This is a genomic window from Candidatus Palauibacter irciniicola (genome assembly GCF_965208695.1).
Classification (GTDB): domain Bacteria; phylum Gemmatimonadota; class Gemmatimonadetes; order Palauibacterales; family Palauibacteraceae; genus Palauibacter; species Palauibacter irciniicola.
On record NZ_OZ242352.1, the window covers coordinates 3,006,947 to 3,026,750 of the forward strand.

General features: G+C 70.0%; 17 protein-coding genes. 10 read left to right on the forward strand and 7 right to left on the reverse strand.

The genetic code is table 11. The features are described 5' to 3' along the window. Positions 1-98 precede the first annotated feature (98 nt). From ACOGI9_RS13045 to ACOGI9_RS13065, 5 genes are all read left to right on the forward strand, one after another. Entirely contained in the window at positions 99-305 is a 207-nt protein-coding gene (locus ACOGI9_RS13045; RefSeq protein ID WP_419857547.1) for a cold-shock protein, read from the forward strand. A 159-nt stretch (positions 306-464) separates the two neighbouring features. Continuing rightward, entirely contained in the window at positions 465-3,254 is a 2,790-nt protein-coding gene (gene polA, locus ACOGI9_RS13050; protein WP_419857548.1) for a DNA polymerase I, read from the forward strand. Then, positions 3,251-4,477 carry a serine hydrolase domain-containing protein gene (locus ACOGI9_RS13055; protein WP_419857549.1) on the forward strand — a complete coding sequence of 409 codons (1,227 nt, stop codon included), beginning with the start codon at positions 3,251-3,253 and terminating at the stop codon, positions 4,475-4,477. Before polA ends, ACOGI9_RS13055 begins: the two co-directional genes overlap by 4 nt. 36 nt (positions 4,478-4,513) lie before the next feature. Beyond that, positions 4,514-5,608, forward strand: a complete 1,095-nt coding sequence (locus tag ACOGI9_RS13060) for an NAD-dependent epimerase/dehydratase family protein (RefSeq protein ID WP_419857550.1) — start codon at positions 4,514-4,516, stop codon at positions 5,606-5,608. Positions 5,609-5,647: 39 nt separating this feature from the next. Next, a complete protein-coding gene (locus ACOGI9_RS13065) occupies positions 5,648-6,376 on the forward strand; it encodes a spondin domain-containing protein (protein ID WP_419857551.1) in 729 nt (242 codons plus the stop codon). A 15-nt stretch (positions 6,377-6,391) separates the two neighbouring features. Here ACOGI9_RS13065 and ACOGI9_RS13070 read toward each other — a convergent pair whose 3' ends face one another. The 7 genes from ACOGI9_RS13070 to ACOGI9_RS13100 form a co-directional block, all read right to left on the reverse strand. Next, positions 6,392-6,778 carry a hypothetical protein gene (locus ACOGI9_RS13070; protein WP_419857552.1) on the reverse strand — a complete coding sequence of 129 codons (387 nt, stop codon included), beginning with the start codon at positions 6,776-6,778 and terminating at the stop codon, positions 6,392-6,394. Next, on the reverse strand, positions 6,775-7,650 hold the full coding sequence (locus ACOGI9_RS13075; RefSeq protein WP_419857553.1) for a cytochrome b/b6 domain-containing protein: 876 nt from the start codon (positions 7,648-7,650) through the stop codon (positions 6,775-6,777). Before ACOGI9_RS13075 ends, ACOGI9_RS13070 begins: the two co-directional genes overlap by 4 nt. Then, positions 7,651-8,649 (reverse strand): FAD binding domain-containing protein, encoded by a 999-nt coding sequence (locus ACOGI9_RS13080; protein ID WP_419857554.1) that lies wholly within the window; start codon positions 8,647-8,649, stop codon positions 7,651-7,653. A 13-nt stretch (positions 8,650-8,662) separates the two neighbouring features. Next, positions 8,663-11,059, reverse strand: a complete 2,397-nt coding sequence (locus ACOGI9_RS13085) for a xanthine dehydrogenase family protein molybdopterin-binding subunit (protein ID WP_419857555.1) — start codon at positions 11,057-11,059, stop codon at positions 8,663-8,665. 13 nt (positions 11,060-11,072) lie between these two features. Beyond that, a complete protein-coding gene (locus tag ACOGI9_RS13090; protein WP_419857556.1) occupies positions 11,073-11,705 on the reverse strand; it encodes a (2Fe-2S)-binding protein in 633 nt (210 codons plus the stop codon). Between the two features lie 165 nt (positions 11,706-11,870). Beyond that, on the reverse strand, positions 11,871-13,973 hold the full coding sequence (locus ACOGI9_RS13095) for a hypothetical protein (RefSeq protein ID WP_419857557.1): 2,103 nt from the start codon (positions 13,971-13,973) through the stop codon (positions 11,871-11,873). Then, a complete protein-coding gene (locus ACOGI9_RS13100) occupies positions 13,945-14,328 on the reverse strand; it encodes a hypothetical protein (RefSeq protein WP_310778155.1) in 384 nt (127 codons plus the stop codon). Before ACOGI9_RS13100 ends, ACOGI9_RS13095 begins: the two co-directional genes overlap by 29 nt. A gap of 194 nt (positions 14,329-14,522) precedes the next feature. On the opposite strand from ACOGI9_RS13100, the gene ACOGI9_RS13105 reads away from it, so the two are divergent. From ACOGI9_RS13105 to ACOGI9_RS13125, 5 genes are all read left to right on the forward strand, one after another. After that, complete coding sequence (locus ACOGI9_RS13105) at positions 14,523-15,875, forward strand: HD domain-containing protein (RefSeq protein ID WP_419857558.1); 1,353 nt, start codon at positions 14,523-14,525, stop codon at positions 15,873-15,875. A gap of 101 nt (positions 15,876-15,976) precedes the next feature. Then, on the forward strand, positions 15,977-16,975 hold the full coding sequence (locus ACOGI9_RS13110) for a radical SAM protein (RefSeq protein WP_419857559.1): 999 nt from the start codon (positions 15,977-15,979) through the stop codon (positions 16,973-16,975). Beyond that, positions 16,965-17,768, forward strand: a complete 804-nt coding sequence (locus ACOGI9_RS13115; protein ID WP_419857560.1) for a metallophosphoesterase family protein — start codon at positions 16,965-16,967, stop codon at positions 17,766-17,768. Before ACOGI9_RS13110 ends, ACOGI9_RS13115 begins: the two co-directional genes overlap by 11 nt. 166 nt (positions 17,769-17,934) lie before the next feature. Next, on the forward strand, positions 17,935-18,774 hold the full coding sequence (locus ACOGI9_RS13120; protein ID WP_419857561.1) for a sigma-70 family RNA polymerase sigma factor: 840 nt from the start codon (positions 17,935-17,937) through the stop codon (positions 18,772-18,774). Between the two features lie 52 nt (positions 18,775-18,826). Continuing rightward, positions 18,827-19,780 (forward strand): histone deacetylase, encoded by a 954-nt coding sequence (locus tag ACOGI9_RS13125; RefSeq protein ID WP_419859298.1) that lies wholly within the window; start codon positions 18,827-18,829, stop codon positions 19,778-19,780. Positions 19,781-19,804: the final 24 nt, after the last annotated feature.

The following is a 19,804-nucleotide window of genomic DNA, read 5'->3' on the forward strand; positions in this document are numbered from 1 at the left end:
CATAGCAACGTCTCGTGTCCAGCGGCGCGAAAAAACGACGCACAACCAGCTGCGCGGAGCGCCCGCAACACCCATCACCGAGGTACGCAGGAGGCAGGATGCCATCAGGTACGGTAAAGTGGTTCAACGACTCCAAGGGGTACGGTTTCATCGAGCAACCCGACGGCGGCGATGACGTCTTCGTCCACTACTCATCCATCGACATGGACGGGTACAAGACGCTCGTTGAAGGGATGGAAGTGGACTTCGAGTTCACGCAGGGGGACAAGGGCCTGCACGCGACCCGCGTCGTGCGCACCGCCTGACCGAACACCGTAGCCGAGCCGGAGCTTCACGCGCCCCGCCCCCCCGGCGGGGCGCTTTTTCGTCGCCGGGCTTTGCCGCGGACAGCCCCCCGGCCATACTGGATGCCATGTTGACCAGCCCAGACAGCCCGTGACCCCCATGTGGCGGCGCCCGACGTGGTGAAGCCCTCACAGGCTGCTCGTCCGTCGCTCTTCCTGCTCGACGGCTACGCGCTCATCTACCGCGCGTTCTTCGCCATGATCAACCGCCCGCTCACCACCTCGAGCGGCGAAAACACGTCCGCCCCCTACGGCATCGCCCGCTTCCTCATGCGGCTGATCGCCGATCACGCACCCGACTATCTCGGCGTCGCGTTCGACGCCGGCGACAGCTTCCGCACCGACATCTACCCGGAGTACAAGGCCACGCGAGAGAAGATGCCCGACGAACTCCGGGCATCCCTCCCCCGATGCCGGGAGATTTTCGACGCCTTCCGGGTGCCCGTCATCGAAGCGGAAGGGTGGGAGGCGGACGACGTGATCGGGACCCTCGCGCAGAAAGCCGCGGGCCAGGGGCTGCGCACCGTCATCGTCTCCGGAGACAAGGACTTCCACCAGCTCGTGGACGATCGCACCGCCTTGCTCAATCCGGGCCGAGGGGGACCCGCCGGAGTCGATCAGGTGTGGGTGACGCCGGAAAACGCCGAGGAGCGGTTCGGCGTGCCCCCGGAGCGCGTGACCGACTTCCTCGCGCTGCTCGGCGACTCGTCCGACAACGTCCCCGGCGTGCCCGGCATCGGAAAGAAGATCGCGCCCGCCCTCATCCGGCAGTTCGGCGACCTGGAGTCCATCCTCACGCGAGCCGAGGAGATCACGGCGGCCCGCGCCCGAAACGCGATTCTCAAGCATGCGGATGACGCCCGGCGCTCGCGGCAACTGGTGACGATCCGCACCGATGCGCCCGTGAACCTCGATCTGGAGGGCCTCCGGTCACGGCCGCTGGACGCCGGGAAAGCCGAGTCCGTGTTCCGCGACCTGGAGTTCCACAATCTGCTGAGGGAACTGGAAGCCCCGGCCACCGAGGCCGAGCGCTTCGCCCCCGAGGTGGACGTGGTGGCCGACACGGATCGGCTGGGCGCCGTGCTGGCCGAGTGCTCCCGGGCTCCGCGCATCGCACTCTTCGCCGCGGGCAGCTCGGACGATCCGGTCGCCGCCGACCTCGTCGGCCTCGCGCTCGCCGCCTCCGAGGACCAGGCCTTCTACCTGCCCCTCGGGCACCGGGCACCGGAAGTCCAGCACGACGCGGCGGGAAACCCGACGCTCGCCTTCGATGCGGGCGAGCCGGTGGGCCTGCCGGGGCTGGCGTCGGCCGACATGCGAGGCCTGCGCGACCTGCTGGCCTCGGACACGCCGAAACTCGGGCACGATCTCAAGTACGCCGCCCAGCTCCTGCGCCGGCACGGGGTCGAGTTGGGGGGCCTCGACGGCGGCGTCGCGTTCGACACGCAGATCTCCTCGTACTGCCTCGATCCGGCCCGCCGCGACCGCGCCCTCTCGACGCTCGGCCCCGACCGCCTGAACGTCGCCCTCGAGACGGGCGACGCCATCACGGGCACCGGACGAAACCGTCTTCCGCTGGCATCGATCGAGCCCGAGCGCGTCGTCGAGTGGGCCGGGCCGCGCGCCGCCCTCCTGCACCGCCTCGCGAAGGTCGACGAGGCCGACCTCGTACGCACGGGCATGCGCCGCCTCTTCCGCGAGGTGGAGATGCCGCTCGTCACGGTCCTCGCGAACATGGAGCGGGCCGGCATCGCGATCGACCTCGATTTCTTCGGCGACCTGCGAGCCCGCCTGCGCCGCGATCTCGACGCCGTGCGATCGGAGATCCACAAGATCGCCGGCACCGAGGTCAACCTCCGCTCCGTGCCGCAGATGCGGGCGCTTCTCTTCGACCGGCTCGCGCTGCCCGTTCTCAAGAAGACGAAGACCGGCCCCTCGACGGATGAATCCGTGCTCGAGCAACTCGCCACCATGGGCCACGACCTCCCGCGCCTCATCCTCGAACACCGGGAACTCGACAAGCTGGACGGCACGTACGTGAGCGTGCTCCCGCGGCTCATCGACGACCGGGGACGCATCCACACCCGCTTCAACCAGACCATCGCCGCGACGGGCCGACTCTCCTCCTCCGACCCGAACCTCCAGAACATCCCGATCCGGCGGGCGCTGGGGCGCGAGATCCGGAAGGGGTTCATCGCCGCCCCGGATCACCTCTTCGTGGGAGCGGACTACTCCCAGATCGAACTCCGGGTCATGGCCCATCTCTCCGGGGACGAGGCGTTCGTGGAAGCGTTCCGCGCGGAGCGCGACATCCACCGCGAGACCGCGGCCCGCATCTTCGGGGTCGAGCCGGCTGACGTCACGCCGACCATGCGCGAGCAGGCGAAGACGATCAACTTCGCGACCATCTACGGCCAGGGCCCGTTCGCGCTCGCGCAGCAGCTCGGCATCGCGCGGGCGCAGGCGAGCGAGTTCATCGCCGGATACTTCGAGAGGTTCGCGGGCGTCGCGGCCTACCTCGAGGAGATGAAGGAAGTGGCGCGGGAGCGGAACTACGTCGAGACGCTGTTCGGACGCCGCCGCTACATCCCCGAGATCCGGTCCAGGAACCCCGGGATTCGCGGATACGGCGAACGGACCGCGACGAACTCCCCGATCCAGGGATCCGCGGCGGACCTCATCAAGGTGTCGATGATCCGGCTGCACGAGCGTCTCGCGGGGACCGGGGCCCGCATGCTGCTGCAGGTGCACGACGAGTTGCTCATCGAGGCCCCGGAGTCCGATGTTGAAGCCATCGGCCGGATCGTGCGCGAGGAGATGGAGGGGGCCATCGAGTTGTCGGTTCCCCTGCGCGTCGACCTCGGGATCGGCCGCAGCTGGTACGACTGCAAATTCGGGAAGGGATCGTGAACAAAGCCCGGACCGTCCTCATCGCCTGGACCTCGGCCGCGTTCGCGTGCGCGCCGCCGCCCACGCCCGACAGCTCCGTGCCGGAGGGGGTCGCGGACGGCTCCCCCCAGGCGCTCGTCGAGTCGTCGCTGATGCCCGCCTTCACGGTTCGAGGCGAGCCCGTCGTACGGTCCTCGCTTGCGGACCGCATGGCCGAACTGGGCGTGCCCGGCGTCAGCGTCGCGGTCCTGGTCGACGGCGAGATCGCCTGGGCCCGGGGCTACGGGCTCGCCGACGTCGAATCGGCCCGGCCCGTGACCCCGAACACGCTCTTCCAGGCGGCCTCCATCTCCAAACCCGTGGCCGCGCTCGCCGCGCTGCGGCTCGTCGAGTCGGGCCGCGTCGACCTCGATGGCGACGTCAACGCCCATCTCACGAGTTGGCAAGTGCCCGGGAACGAGTTCACGGAGCAGGCGCCGGTCACCCTGCGGGGGCTCCTCACGCACCGAGCCGGCCTCACCGTTTGGGGCTTCCCCGGGTACGGGCCGGACGAGGAGGCGCCGGACGGGCCGGGCGTCCTCGACGGCCACGGCAACACGGACCCCGTGCGCGTCTACAAGGCGCCGGGGGAGAGCTGGCGCTACTCCGGCGGCGGCTACACCGTGATGCAGCAACTCGTGGCGGACCTCCACGGCAAGCCGTTCGCCGAGGTCATGCGCGAGGAGGTGCTGGACCCGATCGGCATGGCGCGCTCGACGTACGAGCAGCCGATCTCCCCCGAGCGCCGGGACGACATTGCGACGGGCTACCGGCCGAACGGCGACCGGGTCCCCGGCGGGTGGCACACCTATCCGGAACAGGCGGCCGCCGGGCTGTGGACGACGCCGAGCGAACTCGCGCTCTACGCCCGGGAGATGCAGCATGCCTGGAAGGGCGAGTCGACCCGCGTGCTGGGAGAAGCGCTCGCCCGGGAGATGCTGACGCCCGACGCGGACGACTGGGGGCTGGGCCCGGCGATCTCCGAGGACGGTGAACGCTTTCGGCACGGCGGCTCGAACCAGGGTTTCCGCTGCACGTTTGCGGCATACATCGACGGCGACGACGGCGTCTTCGTGATGACGAACTCCGACTCCGGGAGCGAGCTCGCGGCGGAGATTGCGATCACGGTGGCGCACGCGTACGGCTGGTCCGGACCCCGCGCCGAAGAGAGGGCGCCGGGCGAGGAAGGCACAGAAAGGGAGTAGATCACGATGGCGTGGAACCAGACCCGACGAGAGTTCGTGAAGACATCCGCCCGCGCCGGTGGGGCGCTCGGCGTGCTCGGCGCCTTCGGCTCGGCCGCCTGCGCGGGGGGCGAGGCCGGCCCGCTCCGCATCCTCATCCTCGGCGGGACGCGCTTCATCGGCCCGCACCAGGTGAAGTACGCGCTCGACCGGGGCCACGAGGTGTCGATCTTCACGCGCGGGCAGACCGAGCCGCCGTTCTACCAGGACTACTTCGAGCGTGTCGAGCACCTGATCGGTGATCGGACGAGCGATCTGTCGGCACTCGAGGGCAGAGAGTGGGATGCCGTCATCGACAACTCCGCCTCCTACCCGAGTTGGGTCGCATCGACGACCGAACTCCTGCGCGACCAGGTCGACCGCTACCTCTTCGTCTCCTCCATCTCCGCCTACGCGGACTTCGCCCAGGTCGGGATCGACGAGGACTATCACGTCGGGCAGTTGTCGCCTGACGAGGCCGAGGACGACGGAGGCTACGGCCCCAGGAAGGCGCGCTGCGAGCAGTACGCGCGCGACGCCTTCGGCGAGAACGCGATCAACGTGCGTCCGGGGCTCATCATCGGGCCCGGCGACAACACGGACCGCTGGACGTACTGGCCGGTCCGGGTCGACCGCGGAGGGGAGGTGCTCGCCCCCAACACCCCTGCCGACCCGGTGCAGAACGTCGACGCCCGCGACCTCTCCGAGTGGATCGTGCGCCTCGTCGAGACTCCGGGAAACGGGGGCACGTACAACGCCACGGGAGAGATACAGCAGTTCGGCGACATGCTGGAGGAGATTCGCGGCGCGCTCGGCTCCGACGCCACGTTCACCTGGGTGCCGACGGAGTTCATGGCGGAGCAGGAAGTGGCGCCCTGGATGCACATGACGAACTGGACGCCGCCCGCAGGCGAAACGGTCGGCATGAACCAGGTTTCGGTCGCCGCCGCCGTGCAGGCCGGGCTCACGTTCCGCCCGCTCGCCGACACCGCCCGCGACACGGTCGAGTGGTGGAACTCGCTCCCCGAGGATCGCCGCGCCGAGCCACGCGCGGGCCTCCCGGCAGAGTTGGAAACCGAGGTCCTCGCCGCCTGGCACGCCAGTTCCGGCTAGCTCTGGAACCTTGTCCGGCGTCCGGTGGTTAGAGTCATCATGACTCCGACATTCAACGGCTTTCTCGAGACCCGGCTCGGTCTGCTGACGCTCACGGTTGCGCTCGTCGTCGTGGCCGCATGCGGTGATTCAGGGACCGAGCCCGTTTCGATACCGGACCCGGAGCCCGAGCCGCCACCCGCTGCGGCGACCACGGCGACGTACCGCGCGGTCTTCGAGGCGACGTGGGGCGCCTCGACGCACCCGACGAACTTTCCGGGCGGCGCGCACTTCTCGCCGCTCATCGGGGCCGTGCACAACGCCGGCGTGACCTTCTGGGCTCGGGACGGCACCGCCACGCCGGGGATCGAGAGCATGGCCGAGACGGGCGGCACGTCCACGCTGGCCGCCGAAATACAGGCCGAAATCCCGGGAGCCGCGCTGGCGGTCGTCAATGGGTCCGGGATCCGCAGCCCCGGGAGCACGACGATTCAGGCGATCGCGCTGCGCGCCGACTTCCCGCTCGTCACCCTCGTCACGATGATCGCCCCGAGCCCGGACTGGTTCGTGGGCGTGTCGGGACTCCCGCTACGGGACGACGAGGGAAACTGGATCGAGGAACTCGAGGTCGTCCTCTACCCCTACGACGCGGGGACGGACAGCGGGCCCTTGTACACGTCGGCCAACGACGACACCCAGCCGCAGGAACCGATCCGCAGTCTGAGGGGCGAGAGCCCCTTCTCCGACGAACCCATCGGCACCTTCACCTTCACCCGGACGGATTCGTAGCCGGGCCCGTCCGGGTCAGACGACGTCGTCGAGGAGGAAGAGGTCGGTGAGGAGCGCCCGCAGGTGGGACGAGGCGTTGAGGTTGTCGATCAACTGCGAGCTGATCGTCTCCTGGGCGAGGACGATCCGGACCGCCGCCCCGGCCCGCGCGGCGTCGGCCGACGTCACGTCGATCATCTCGCGGTAGGGGCCCGCCGGTTCCAGCCCCTCGGCTGCGACCAGCCCGCCGAGGTCGTCCGCCAGCGCCCGGAGCGCGGCATCCGCCCGGCTCAGGTATTCCCGCAACTGGCCCCCGACCTTCGAGGCTTCCTCCCGCTCGGCGCCGAGCGCGGCGTAGGAGAGGGAGAACTCGTACGCCTTTTCGAGGACCTCGATGTGAGCCTTCAGCTCCTCGCGGCTCAAGCGGGCACGACCCCGTCGGGATCCGCGGACGACGCGCTCCCCCCGGCCAGTTCGGCCCCGGCCGGCTCCGTGCCCAGCTTCCAGAGGTCCGGGTCGTAGTGCTCGAGATATTCCTCGCGCGTGATCCAGCCCTTGATCATGGAGCGGGTCATCCAGCGCTTCTCCGGGCGGATGGCGAAGTAGACGTGGGCGATGACCATCGTGACGAGCACGACCCCGCACAGCCCGTGCAGGACGAACACGAGGCCCCATGTGGAGTCGGAGAGGAAGTACGGGTTGCTCGCCCAGAACCAGGTGTCGACCCCCACCATCATGAGGATCCCCGTGACGATGACTCCGAGCGAGACGAGCGTTACCGCGTTGTGGTAGGCCCGCTGGTCGAGCGGGTACTTGCCGGACCGCTCCTCCTTGGCCGGCTGGCGGCGCAGGAACTTCCCCGCCGCCTGGAAGGCCTGCCCGATCTCCTTCGCCCCGGTCCACACGGACCAGAAGTCCTGCTTCGTCGAGGCGTGGATGATGTGCCAGATGATGAGGAGGGTGAGGACGATGCCGGCGATCCAGTGAATGGTGACCCAGGCGAACTGGACGCCGATCACGGGGAAGAACGCCGTGACCAGCAGCGTGAGCATCGTCGCCGCCATGAGCCAGTGGAAGGTCCGGGACGCCTGTGAGTGGCGCTCCACCCGCTCGGGCACTTCCTGAGCCGGCTCCGGCGCGGTCTTCGGGGCCTTGGGCGCCATGATCCAGACGTACAGATGGTGCCCGACGACGAAGACGAAGCCGGCGATGGCGGCGGCCCAGAGCAGATCCCAGGCGACGCCGACGAGTACCTCCTGGCCCCAGGGATTCGGCGCCGTTCTGAGGATCTCCATTTAGGCCATGTCTCCCCGCACCGCGCGCCGGACGAGATTCCGCGCGAGCGGCACCTTGTAGTCGTTGTGGCGCAGCGGCTTGAAGCCGCGCGTAGCGAGTTCTCCGGCTGCCATGCCGGTATCGTCGTTCGCCGGCATCCCCTGAATGAGGTCCTCGACGTCCGTCAGCCGCACCGGCGTCGGGGCCACACCGTTGATCGCGATCCGGGCGCGCTCGATCGTGCCGTTCGACTCGACGATCGCGGCGGCCACGCTGGCCAGCGCCCAGTCCCACGACTTCCGGTCGCGGACCTTCTCCCAGTAGAAGCGCGCGCCCGCCCAGTCGCCGGGGATGTGCACGTGCGTCAAGAGATCTCCCGGCTCCAGCACGGTCATGCGCTCGATGTCGATCTCCGGGCCGACGAAGAAGTCCTCGGCCTCGTAGACGCGCTCGCCGCCCGCGCTCCGCACGAGCATCTGCGCGCCGAGCGCGACCAGCGCCCCGGCCGTGTCCGCCCCGTTCACCGCCACGCAGCGGCTCTGCCCGGTCACGGCGTGCTCCCGGTTCATGGAGCGGGGCGTCCCCGCGTAGCAGATGTTCCCGCCCGCGCGGTAGCACGGCCACCCGCCGCGGTAGTACCAGCAGCGCGTGTCCTGGATGAGGTTGCCGCCCAGCGTCCCCTGGTTCCGGATCTGCGGCGTCGCCACCTGGGCGGCGGCGTCGGCGAGGAGTCCGAAGCGGGACCGCACGTCCTCGTTCGCCACCACGTCGCGCAGCGAGGTCATGGCGCCGATCTCGAGCCCGTCCCCGCTCGCGCGGATGCCGGTCAGCTCGCTCACGGAGCCCAGCTCGACGACGACGTCGGGCCGCTTGATGCGGTCCTTGAACCAGTCCATCGAGTCGAGGCCGCCGGCCAGGACCCAGGTGTTGTCGTGGCGCTCGAGCACGTCCAGCGCCTCGTCCACGCTCGTCGGCTGGAAGAGCTCGAACGCGGGCATCATGTCGCGAATCACGGCCATCGTCCTATCTCCCCTAGCTGTGGATCTCGGTGAGTGCGTGCGGCTGCGCCCGGCCCTCGAGTTCGGCCAGGATCACGTCCGTCGTCAGCGGGATCCGGCACAGGCAGCGCCCGCCGAGCGCGTCCGCGATCGCGGAGGTGACCGCCGCGGATCCCGCCCCGACCGGGGGCTCTCCGATTCCCTTGGCGCCGATCGGCGTCTGCGGGTCCGGCTCGCCCGCCGCCGCCCAGTCCATGCTGAGCGGCACGTCGAGGATGCCGGGAGGTCTCGCGGTATAGAGCCGGTGGGCGAAAGGCACGCCCCATTTCGGGTCGTACACCCACTTCTGGCTGCGCGCCTGTCCGAAGCCCTGCACGCTGCCGCCGTGGATCTGCGCCGCGAGGCTGCGCGGGTGCACGACGACCCCGCAGTCGGCGGAGCCCGTGTAGTCGACGAGTACCACGTCGCCGGTCTCGGTATCGAGTTCGACGACCGCGAAGCCCACGACCCACGACCACGTCGAGCCCTCGTGCGAGAAGTTGTCCCGCGCGACGCCCATCAGGCCCTGGCCCGCGAGCTGCGTGGCGGACCCCCGGGTGTAGTTGTTGATGTCCTCCGGCAACTCCTGGCCGGAGTACTCGCCACCCATGGCGATGGCGCGCTCCGCGGCCTGCGCGAAGCTCATGGAGCCTCCCGGTCCGGTCACGCGGGCGCCCTCGACCCGGTACGCGCTCGCCGCGCCGCCGAGCGCGGCGGCCGCGACCTCCTGCAGCTTGCGCTTCATGTCGAGCGCGGCGGCGTAGTTGGCGCGCGTGTGCGCGTGGATCGTCTGGCTTCCCGCCTGCACCGCGCTGTACGGGTGGTGCTGCGAGCTGTCGCCCCAGATGACCGCGCAGTCGTCCCACTCGAGGCCGAGTTCATCCGCCGCGGCCCGGGCCGTGTCCGCCATCGAGTGCGTCCCGAGGTTCCCGATCCCCTGGTGGATGTAGAGCTTGCCGTCCGGGCGGATGAGGAGGAGTCCGTCGAACCCCGACGAACCGCCGACGTACGGGCTCAGCCCCACGCCGACGCCCGTGACCTTCGTCCCGTTCCGCTGTCCGCTGAGCGCCTGCTTGCCGGCCCAGTCGAACTGCGCCGCGCCCGCATCGATCGCCTCTCGCACGAAGGCGCTCGTCGTCGTGGCCCGCTGCGGCCCGAACTCCGAGTCGTGCGTGGGGGCGTTGATCTTCCGGATCTCCACCCGGTCGATGCCCAGTTCGCGCGCCGCCTTGTCGACGAGCGGCTCCAGCATGGCGACGATCTGCGCGCCGCCCGGCGCCCGCTGCGCCGCGCGCGGTGGGGTGTTCGTATAGAGCGTGAGGCCGCGGAAGCGCATCGCGTCGGGCTGGTACATGAGGTCCGTCACCGCGCCCGCGGTATTGTAGTCGCCCGACCGTCCGTACGGCCCGTGGTCCTGGACGATGTAGAGGTCGATCCCGGTGATCTTCCCATCGCTGCGGAAACCCATCTTCGTCCACGCCTGGAAGCCGGGGCGTGCACGGCCGATGTAGTTCTCCTCGTAGCGGTTGATCCGCATCATCACCGGCCGCTGGATCTTCCTCGCGAGGAGCGCCGTGACCTGGTAGATCGTGGCGCCGGCGATCTTGGAGCCGAAGCCGCCACCGCAGTACTGGCCCACGAAGACGACGTCCTCCGGTTCGAGGCCCAACTGCCCCGCCAGCGCCTGGTGGGTGCGCTGCGTGCTCTGCGTGGACCCGTACAGGTAGCAGCGCCCGTCCTCCCAGTACGCCATGGAGCTTCGCGGCTCCATCGGGTGGTGGGTCAGCGACTGGTGCACGATCGTGTCCTCGAGGACGTAGTCGGCGTCGGCGAACGCCGCGTCCAGATCCCCGTGCGACCACTCGTCCTCCGGCGGGCCCATCGGCAGCCGGCCCTCGGCCTCGGCCGCGTCGAACTCCGATTGCGGCCACTTCAGGGAATCCCATTCCGGGCCGCTCTCGCCGAAGCGTCGGACGTTGCCCTCGAGACGGGCGTCCGGGCCGCCGGGCCGCAGGCTGTCGAGCGGGTCGATCGCGAACGGGAGCGGCTCGAGGTCGATATCGATGAGTTCGATGGCGTCCGCGGCCGTCGTCTCGTCGACCGCCGCCAGCGCGAGGATGGGCTCGCCCACGTACTTCGGCTCATCCGTGAGCGCCGCCTCGCCCGGGGCATCGGGCTGGTTGACCTCGCTCGCCCGCAGGATTCCGAGCACGCCGGGCATGGCGAGCGCGCGGCTCGCGTCCAGACTGCGCACGCGGGCGTGCGGCATGGGGCTCAGAAGGAGCTTGGCGAAGACCATGCCCTCGGCCCTGAAGTCCTCCGCGTACCTGGCTCGTCCCGTGACTTTCGCGCGCAGATCCGGTGGCGAAATGTCCTGTCCGATTAGCGCCATGATCGTCCTCCCCTCACACCATGCGCCGCGCGTACTCGGCGGCACGCATGGCGGAGTTCAGGATTTTGTTGTAGTCCCCGCAGCGGCAGAGGTTGCCGGAGAGGGCCTCGGCCGTCTCCTCGCGGGTGGGCTCCGGGTTCTCGTTCGTGAGCGCGACCATGCTCATGATGAAGCCGGGCGCGCAGAAGGCACACTGGAAGCCGCCCTCGTCGATCACCGCCTGCTGCACCGGGTGCAGCGTGCCGTCCGCGCTCTCGAGCCCCTCGATCGTCGTCACGGACCGGTCTCGCACCGCGTTCGTCAGCATCGAGCAGCCGTAGTGCGAGACCCCGTCGATGAGCACCGTACAGGCGCCGCACTCCGCGCGGTCGCACCCGAGCTTCGTGCCGGTGAGCCCCAGCTTGTAGCGGAGCGTCATGGCCAGCGTCTCCTGCGGCATGACATCGACCGAACGCGACACCCCGTTCACGTTCAGCGAGATCATGCGGGGCATCGACGCCCGCACCGCGGCGCTGGCCGACAGGCTCCGGGCCCGGAACAGGTGGCTGGAGGAGGAGACCACCGCGCCGGTCGCGATGACCCCCTTTATGAACGTCCTTCGGGAATGACCGGTTGGGGTCTCGGTCGTGATCTCGGCGTCACTCATGGGCGAACCTCAAGCGGGAGACCTTCTTGCGCGTTTGCGTCGCGCTCACCGCGTTCCCGCGGGAGACGCAACGATCCACGGTGAATCCTTACATCGCCCGCCCCGGGAAACAAGACTGCCAGCCACGCTCCCGGCCGTGCTGCCAGCCGTGCTGCCGGCGGGCTGTTACAGGATCCTGAGGAATCTGGGGTCCACGGAAAGGAGGACGACCCAGTTTTCTCCGCGCATGACGTCAAGGTGCAGGATGTCGTAGAAAAGTCCCAGGCCGAGGCCGGCGGAGGCACGCAGCCCCGCGCTTCCGCTCACGCCGAAGCGGCGGGCGGCGGCCTCGCCGGCGCGGTCGAGGCCCGTCCCGCCGATGGCTCCGATGGCGCGCAGCCGCACCCACGGGGACGCGACGGCGCGCGACACCTCGGCACGCCACAGCGCCGTGCGGTCCCCGCCCCAGCCGCGAAACTCGTAGCCGGGCAGCGAGCCGCGCCCTCCGAGCAGGAAGAGCCGCTGGGCCGGCAGTGTGCCGCCGGCCGCCCCGAACTCGATCCCACTCGCCCAGTGCCACGCGCCACCGGGATTTCCCCGGGCCCACAGCGCGACCGTGCCGCGCGTGTAGCCGAAGTCGCCGATGCCGCTCGCCCCCGCTTCTCCCGCGAGTTCCAGCGTCCACCGCGCTCCGGGTCCGCTCCGGAGTTCCACCGTGAGTCCCGCATCGAGCCGGGCCAGCTCCCCCTCGTCGACCGGACGCACGGGGCGAGCCGGCCGACCTCCGAACGGCGCGGTGCCGACGACCAGCCCGGCGTTCCGGTGGCGCTCGAATGAAGCGCCCACGCGCCAGCGGACGGGACCCTCGCGGCGGGCGATCCCGATCCGTCCGCCGGTGCTGAGGTAGGGGTCCTCATAGTCCTCTCCGTCGGCGAGGAGGGCGAGCGTCCGCAGCACCCCCGCGCCAGCTGGCGGCCCCGCGTCGCGGTGCACCCGCAGCCAGCCGTCGACCTCCAGGTCGACCTCCCACAGCCGCCGCCGCACTCCGAGGCTCGCCTGCGGCCGCGCCTCCCCGACCGCGTGGCCGCCCCCGAACGAGACTCGCGTGAGATCGTTCGGCCGGTAGGCGACTCCCGCCCCGACGAACAGCCCCTCGGAACGCCGCGCACGGATGGCCCCCGACGCGTTCGGAAGCGCAAGCTGCCAGCGTCGGCCCCCGAGCAGGGTCCGCCGGAGCACAAGTTCGCGTGCCTCCGCGACGGCCGCGCCCAAATCGCCGTCGGCGCTTCCCTCTTCGAGGGGTCCTCCGAAGAGGGGGTCTTCCCACGCGTCGAAGCGGGCCAGCTCCTCCTCGCGAAGGCTGTAGATGAGTGCTCCCGGCCCGAGCCCGAAGAGCGCCTCCTCGTCGAAGTCGTAGTCGAGGACGCGGAGGCGGGTCCGCACGAGCGTCTCGAGCGGGAAATCGAACCAGGGGAGCGAGCGCGCGATCTCGATTTCCTGCTCGTCGGGCAGCCAGTAGCGGCCCTCCTGCAGGGCGGAGCGCAGGTCGACAACAAGCCGCACGATCTGCGGATCCCGATAGGCCGCGGGCGTGAATGTGAGCCGCATCCGCGCGATGGCCCCCGTCTCCCGCTCGACGAAGAGCGACCCCACGGCGCCCGCGTCCGCCCCGTCCCGCGGACGAACCTGGAGCTCGAAGACCTGGGCGGTTCGGTCGCGGATCCGGATCTCGAGCGAGTCCGCGAGCCGGTATTCGTAGAACTCGCGCGCGCCGGCCGCCGCGGGATGAAGCACGTCACGGATCTCGTGGCCGGGGCCGTGTCCGATCCGGATCCGGTCCCCGAAGTTGTCGAGGACGAGAAAGAGGTGGTCGAGGTGATAGTGGATCGTCGTGGGCAGCCGAAGTTCGTGTCGGCGCCCGACGATCGTCTGCATCGAGCGGTCCGGGCGCTGCCAGCGCACATCCAGCGCGAGCTGGTCCGCCCGAATGACGTGCCGTTCCCCGAGGATGTCGCCGAGGTAATACACGTGCCCCTGCACGTCGGCCCGGAATCGCTCGAGGGAACTGTCGGCCCAGGCGTTACGCCGCGCATCGATCGCGCGCTCGCTGAGGAGAAGGGCCGCCTCGGAGTTCCAGCCGTCGGAGCTCCCGGCCCGGGGAACCTCGGCCGGCGGTTGGGGGATCTCCTGGGCTCCGCCCCCGGACGCGAAGCAGAGCGCCGCCACGGCGACCGCCGCCGCGGCGGCCACCCGTCGCCCGTCAGCCGAAGAGGTCCTCCTGCCCGTCATCGTCCGACTCCATGACCCGCCGCAGTCTGCCGGCCCAGTACTCGACGTCGAACCCCTCTTCGTTCTTCAGCATCCGCTTGAGCACCGGCGACAGGTCGCGCAGCGCGCCCACGAGGTCCTCGGCGATGGAGCCGGCCTCGGCGACCCGGGCCTCGTCCGGGAGCGACGCCATGTCCCGGAGGATGGAAGCCTCGGATCGAGACGCCGTGACGGGCTCGGACCGGCTGGCGACGAAGACCTCCGTACGCCGGCCGGGTCCACGATCCTCCTCGATCGGGAGCAGCCCGACGATCTGGTCGGAGCGCCAGTACTTCGCGTACCCGAGGTGCACCATCCGGTCGCGTTTGATCTCCACGCCGCCTCCGTTCCGCCTGCTCGTGCTCCCGTGGGAAAGCCCCTGCTGGAGCCCTGACGGGTCCAAGCTCGCGAACGTCCCAACCGCGCCGCAACACCGCCGACACCTCAAACCGGCCGTATGCCGCGGGCCGTATGCCGCCGTCTCGGTTGATTGGCCGTTGAACGCTGCGCGGAGCATGTTCAGCGACGCCCATGGCCAGACTACGAACGATCCGTGATCCCCTGTGGGGGAACGTCCGCGTGGAGGGGGACGCGGCCGAGATTCTCGACGCGCCCCAGTTCCAGCGCCTGCGGCGGGTCAAGCAACTCGGCTTCGCGCACCTCGTGTATCCCGGCGGCGTGCACAACCGCTTCCTGCACGCCCTCGGCGTCTACCACCTCGTCTCGCGCGCCATCTCCCGTCTCGAGCGCGACGGCCACCTCGAGGTGCTCGATGCGGAGGACATGAGCGAACTGCCGGTCGTTCGTCTCGGTGCGCTCCTCCACGACGTCGGGCACTACGCCTTCTCGCACGCGGTGGAAGAACTCGGTCCGAGCGCGATCCCCGGAGACCATGAAGAGATCGCGGCGCGCTTCATGACGGCGGACCCCATCCGGCGCGTCCTGGAGCGGTACGGCCCGGATGCCCCGGCGCGCATCGGCGCCCTCATCCGCGGGCAGTCCGGCCACCCGCTGCAGGGGCTGATCTCGGGATCGCTGGACCTCGACAAGATCGACTACCTCCGGCGCGACTCCCTTTTCTGCGGCGTGCCGTACGGGGCCGTGGACGTCGACCGTCTCCTCCCCGCGCTCACCGTCGCCCGCGCAGGGGCCGGAAGCCGGCTCGAACTCGCGGTGAGCGAGAAGGGGCTCAGCGCGCTGGAGACGCTCCTCTTCTCGAAGTACCAGATGTTCCGCAACGTCTACTGGCACCACGCCGTGCGCGCCGCGACGCTGACCTTCGTGCGCCTCGTCCAGACGGCGCTCGACAGCGGCCTGCTCGCGTCCGAAGACCTGGCGGGCCCCAGCGACGAGGAACTGCTGTCGCTCATCGGCCGGCGCATCGAACGGTCGTCGGCGGGCCCGGGCTACGACGGCGCATCCGCCGTCGGCCGGGCGGCGAAGCTGCTGGGGGCGCTCGTCGACCGGCGCCTCCCGAAGCGGCTCGTGGAGTTGACGGGCGACCAGCTCCCGGACGCGTTGTCGTCGTGGCCCTCGCGGCGCCCGGATCTCGTCGCCGCGCTCGAACGGCGCATGGCGCACGAGTGGGGGCTCTCCGAGGGTGCGGTGATGCTCGACTACCCGAGCTACCCGGGCATGCTCGAACTCAACCTGCTCCTCGTGCGGAACGACGGCGAAGTCCGCCGGCTGACCGCGCTGGGCGAGCGCGGTCTCATCGACATCCCGCGGCTTGGACGTTCCCTGCACCACTCGGCGCGGGTGCTGCGCATCTTCTCCTTCGAGCCTTCCGCCCCGCGCGATCCGAAACCGGTGCTGGCGCTGATCGAGGCCGCCGAAGAGGAAGTGGAAGCTCGGCTCGAGTCGGGAGCGGGCCTCCTGATCTAGCAGCCCGTGGCAAAACCCCGCTGCGGCTGCTGGACCTCGTTCGCGCGCAGCCCTGCGCACGCGGTAGGATCAACAGCCTGCGGTAAGGAAAGGTTTGTCCGATGCCTGGATCGGCGCTGCCGATCGAACCACAGCGAGACATCGCGAGAGCGCGGAAGATCCACTCGCCCGCGACCGCGTCGAACGGCGCGGGTCCGGCTGCGGAGTCGCGCGCGGATGCGCCGCTCGTGCGGCTGGACCACCTGGATACGCTCTGGTTTCAGGTCACCGGGACGATCTGCAACCTGCGCTGCGTCCACTGCTTCATCAGTTGTGCCCCGGACAACGACAGCTTCGAGTTCCTCTCGCTCGCCGAGGTCGAGGACTGGCTCCGGCGCTCGGAGACGTGGGGCGTCAAGGAGTACTACTTCACCGGCGGCGAGCCCTTCATGCACCCCGACCTCCCCGCCATGCTGGAACGGACCCTGGAGCGGGGGCCGGCCTCCGTGCTGACGAACGGGACCCTGCTCCCGGCGCGGGCCCTGAAGCCCATCGCCCGAACCGCCCGCGCGGCGAGCTACTCGCTCGAAATGCGCGTGTCCCTCGACGGGCCTTCGCCCGAGATGAACGACCCCATCCGGGGCGACGGCACCTTCGACCGCGCCATGGAAGGCGTCCGGAAGCTGCTCGAGGAGGGGTTCCTTCCGATCATCACCGCCACGCAGGTGTGGGAACCGGAACGGGACGAAGAGGTGCGGCAGGCGTTCGTCGCCCGGCTTCGGGGGCTCGGGTACGAAAACCCGCGGCTCAAGATCCTCCCGTCGCTCCGCATCGGACGCGAGGCGGACCGCGTGCGCCCCTATACCAATGAGGAGCGCGTGACGGAGGCGATGATGGAGGGGTACGACGAGCGCCAGTTGCTCTGCGCCTCGAGCCGGGTGGTGACGAACCGCGGCATCTACGCCTGTCCCATCCTCATCGAGACGCCGGCGGCGCGCATGGGTTCGACGCTGGAGGAGGCGTCCCGCCCGGTGCGGCTCGACGAGTCCGCGTGCTACACGTGCTGGCTGCACGGTGCGATCTGCTCCAACTACGGGGGCATCGGACAGGATGTCTCCTGAACCGCGCCGGATCGCCGTCTTCGGCGGCGTCTACAGCAATCACCTGGCGCTGGCGGCCGCGATCGGGGACGCCGCCGCCCGGGGGGCGGAAGCGCTCTACTGCCTGGGCGACCTCGGGGCGTTCGGTCCCCACCCGGACCGGGTCTTCCCGCTCCTCATCGACCACGATGTCCGCGTCCTGCGCGGGAACTACGACGATTCGATCGCGCGCGGCCTCGACGATTGCCAGTGCGGATATACCGACCCGCGCGACAACTACTTCGCGCGGCTCTCGTACCGCTACACGTTCCGGAACACGCACGAACGGTGGCGCCGCTGGATGGGCCGCCTCCCCGGCGAGATCCGCCTGGAGGCGAACGGCGCGCGGGTGCTCATGTGCCACGGCAGCCCTCGGCGCATGAACGAATTCCTCTGGGAATCGGCGACCTCCACGCAGTTCCTCACGTGGCTCGCCGGGGAGCACGAGGCGGACATCGTGCTCGCGACCCATACCGGGATCCCGTGGCAGCGCTCGCTGCCCGGCGGCGGACTCTTCGCCAACGTCGGCGTGCTGGGCCGGCCCGCGAACGACGGCCGGACCGAGGTGTGGTACGCACTTCTCGATTTCGGCGCCGACACGGGGGTGCCGCCGAATCTCGAGTTCGTGCCGGTGGGCTACGATCACGAGCGCCTCGCAGGCGAGATGCGCGACGAAGAACTGCCGGAGGAGTTCGTGGAGACGATCCTCACGGGCTGGTGGACCACCTGCCTCGAAGTCCTCCCCGCCCGCGAACGCGCTCGCGGCCGCTTCTGACGTACCCCCCGGGTCTCGTGCCCGCCGGGACATGCATTTTGCGGGGTGGCCGATCCGCGTTTAGCTTCATTGAAGCGTCGGATGGTCCGTGCGCGACGGAGCCGGAATCGGTAGCTCGGCCCGACAGCCTGACCGGGTCGACGTCCCGCAAAGAGAGGAAGTTGCGATGGATCGCGAGGATTTGTCGCCCAACATCCTTGAACGCTACCTCGAGGAGCTGGGTCGTTATCCGCTCCTGAGCCCCAGCGAGGAACGTGAGACCGCCCGCTCGGCTCGCAGCGGCGACTCCTCCGCCCTCGACCGTCTCATCCGCGCGAATCTGCGCTTCGTCATCTCCATCGCCCGACGATACCGCAACAAGGGGCTGAGCTTCCTCGACCTGATTCAGGAGGGGAACGTCGGCCTGGTCATCGCTGCCCGGAAGTTCGACCCGGACCACGGCGTGAAGTTCATCAGCTACGCCGTGTGGTGGATTCGCCAGGCGATCCTGTCCGCCATCGCGAAGCAGGGCCGGCCGGTGCGGGTGCCTCTCAATCGGGCGAACGAGCTGGCGCGCATGATCCGCGCGCGGGGCGAACTGCGTCAGACCCTCGACCGTGAGCCCAGCGATCGGGAGCTCGCGGAGGAGACGGGGTTGACGCTGCCCACGATCGCGCTGCTGCGGAGACTGAACGCGCGAGAGGTTCGGCTCGACGCGCGGGTCGGGACCTCCGACGACAGCGATCTCGCGGAGCGGCTCCTCGCGGACGAGACGGATGTCGAGGAAGTCGTCGAGCAGCGTCTGCTGAAGCGGCACATCGCCGAGGGTCTGCGCCGCCTGCGGCCACGCGACGCGCGCGTGGTGCGGCTGTACTACGGACTGCAGGGCGAAGACCCGCACACGCTGGAGCAGATCGGCCGCCTGCTCGGCGTGACGCGCGAACGCGTCCGGCAGCTCCGGGACCGGGCGCTCCGGGAGTTGCGGGAAGGTCCGGAGGGACAGAGCCTCGCGACCTTCGCCACCTAGTGGCGGATCCCGAAAACGCCCGTTCGAGGCGGCCGCGCTGAAGCCGGTCGGCCTGTTTCAGCATCCCGACTGCAGCCGGCACGACACAGGCTGGGGTCACCCGGAACACCAGGGGCGGCTCCGCGCCCTGATGACCGCGCTTGAGCGGGCGCTGCCCGAGCTTCACGAGGATGTCCTCCCCGTCATGCCGCCTCCGGCCGAAGTCGCCGCACTGGAACGGGCCCACACGCCGGGACACGTGGAACGCGTGCGGGCGGTCTGCGACCGAGTCGTCAAGAGCGGAGGGATCGTACGGATCGATCCCGATACTCCGGTCTCGCCGGGAAGCTGGGACGCCGCCGTCGCCGCCTCGGGGTGCGGAATCGCGGCGGTGGACGCGGTCCTCGATGGAACCTGCCGCGCGGCTTTCTGCGCCGTGCGCCCGCCGGGCCACCACGCGACGCAGGAGCGCGCGATGGGCTTCTGCCTGTTCAACCACATCGCCGTGGCCGCCCGTCACGCCCTGGCCCGGCCGGAAGTCGAACGGGTGCTGATCGTGGACTGGGACGTGCACCACGGAAACGGGACCCAGGACATCTTCTACGACGACCCCTCCGTCTTCTTCCTCTCGATGCACCAGCATCCCCTCTTCCCCGGCACCGGGTCCGCCGCCGAACGGGGACGGGGAGCGGGAGAAGGGACGACGCTGAACCTGCCCATGCCCGCGGGTCTTCCGCCCGAGCGCTACGTGGAGACGCTGCTCGACGGCGTCGATCGGGCGCTGGCCCGCTTCGAGCCCGACCTCACGCTCATCTCCGCCGGGTTCGACGCGGGGGCGGAGGATCCGCTGGGGGGATTCACCCTCACCCCGGCGCACTTCGACACGCTGGCGCACGAGGTCGTCGGGCGGACCCGGGCCACGGCCCGAAAACGCGTGGTCTCCTTCCTCGAGGGCGGTTACAATCCCGACGAACTGGGACGCAACGTCGTCTCGCACCTGACCGCCCTGCGCGACGCCACCGGCTGACCGCCCCGGGCGCGCGCCCCCGCA

Bases quoted from the DNA above. Each gene is read 5' to 3' on its own strand.
- ACOGI9_RS13045 (WP_419857547.1), top strand. From the start codon at position 99: ATGCCATCAGGTACGGTAAAGTGGTTCAACGACTCCAAGGGGTACGGT.
- ACOGI9_RS13120 (WP_419857561.1), top strand. From the start codon at position 17,935: ATGGATCGCGAGGATTTGTCGCCCAACATCCTTGAACGCTACCTCGAG.
- ACOGI9_RS13115 (WP_419857560.1), top strand. From the start codon at position 16,965: ATGTCTCCTGAACCGCGCCGGATCGCCGTCTTCGGCGGCGTCTACAGC.
- ACOGI9_RS13075 (WP_419857553.1), bottom strand. From the start codon at position 7,650: ATGGAGATCCTCAGAACGGCGCCGAATCCCTGGGGCCAGGAGGTACTC.
- ACOGI9_RS13065 (WP_419857551.1), top strand. From the start codon at position 5,648: ATGACTCCGACATTCAACGGCTTTCTCGAGACCCGGCTCGGTCTGCTG.
- ACOGI9_RS13110 (WP_419857559.1), top strand. From the start codon at position 15,977: ATGCCTGGATCGGCGCTGCCGATCGAACCACAGCGAGACATCGCGAGA.
- ACOGI9_RS13085 (WP_419857555.1), bottom strand. From the start codon at position 11,059: ATGGCGCTAATCGGACAGGACATTTCGCCACCGGATCTGCGCGCGAAA.
- ACOGI9_RS13105 (WP_419857558.1), top strand. From the start codon at position 14,523: ATGGCCAGACTACGAACGATCCGTGATCCCCTGTGGGGGAACGTCCGC.
- ACOGI9_RS13090 (WP_419857556.1), bottom strand. From the start codon at position 11,705: ATGAGTGACGCCGAGATCACGACCGAGACCCCAACCGGTCATTCCCGA.
- ACOGI9_RS13095 (WP_419857557.1), bottom strand. From the start codon at position 13,973: ATGACGGGCAGGAGGACCTCTTCGGCTGACGGGCGACGGGTGGCCGCC.
- ACOGI9_RS13080 (WP_419857554.1), bottom strand. From the start codon at position 8,649: ATGGCCGTGATTCGCGACATGATGCCCGCGTTCGAGCTCTTCCAGCCG.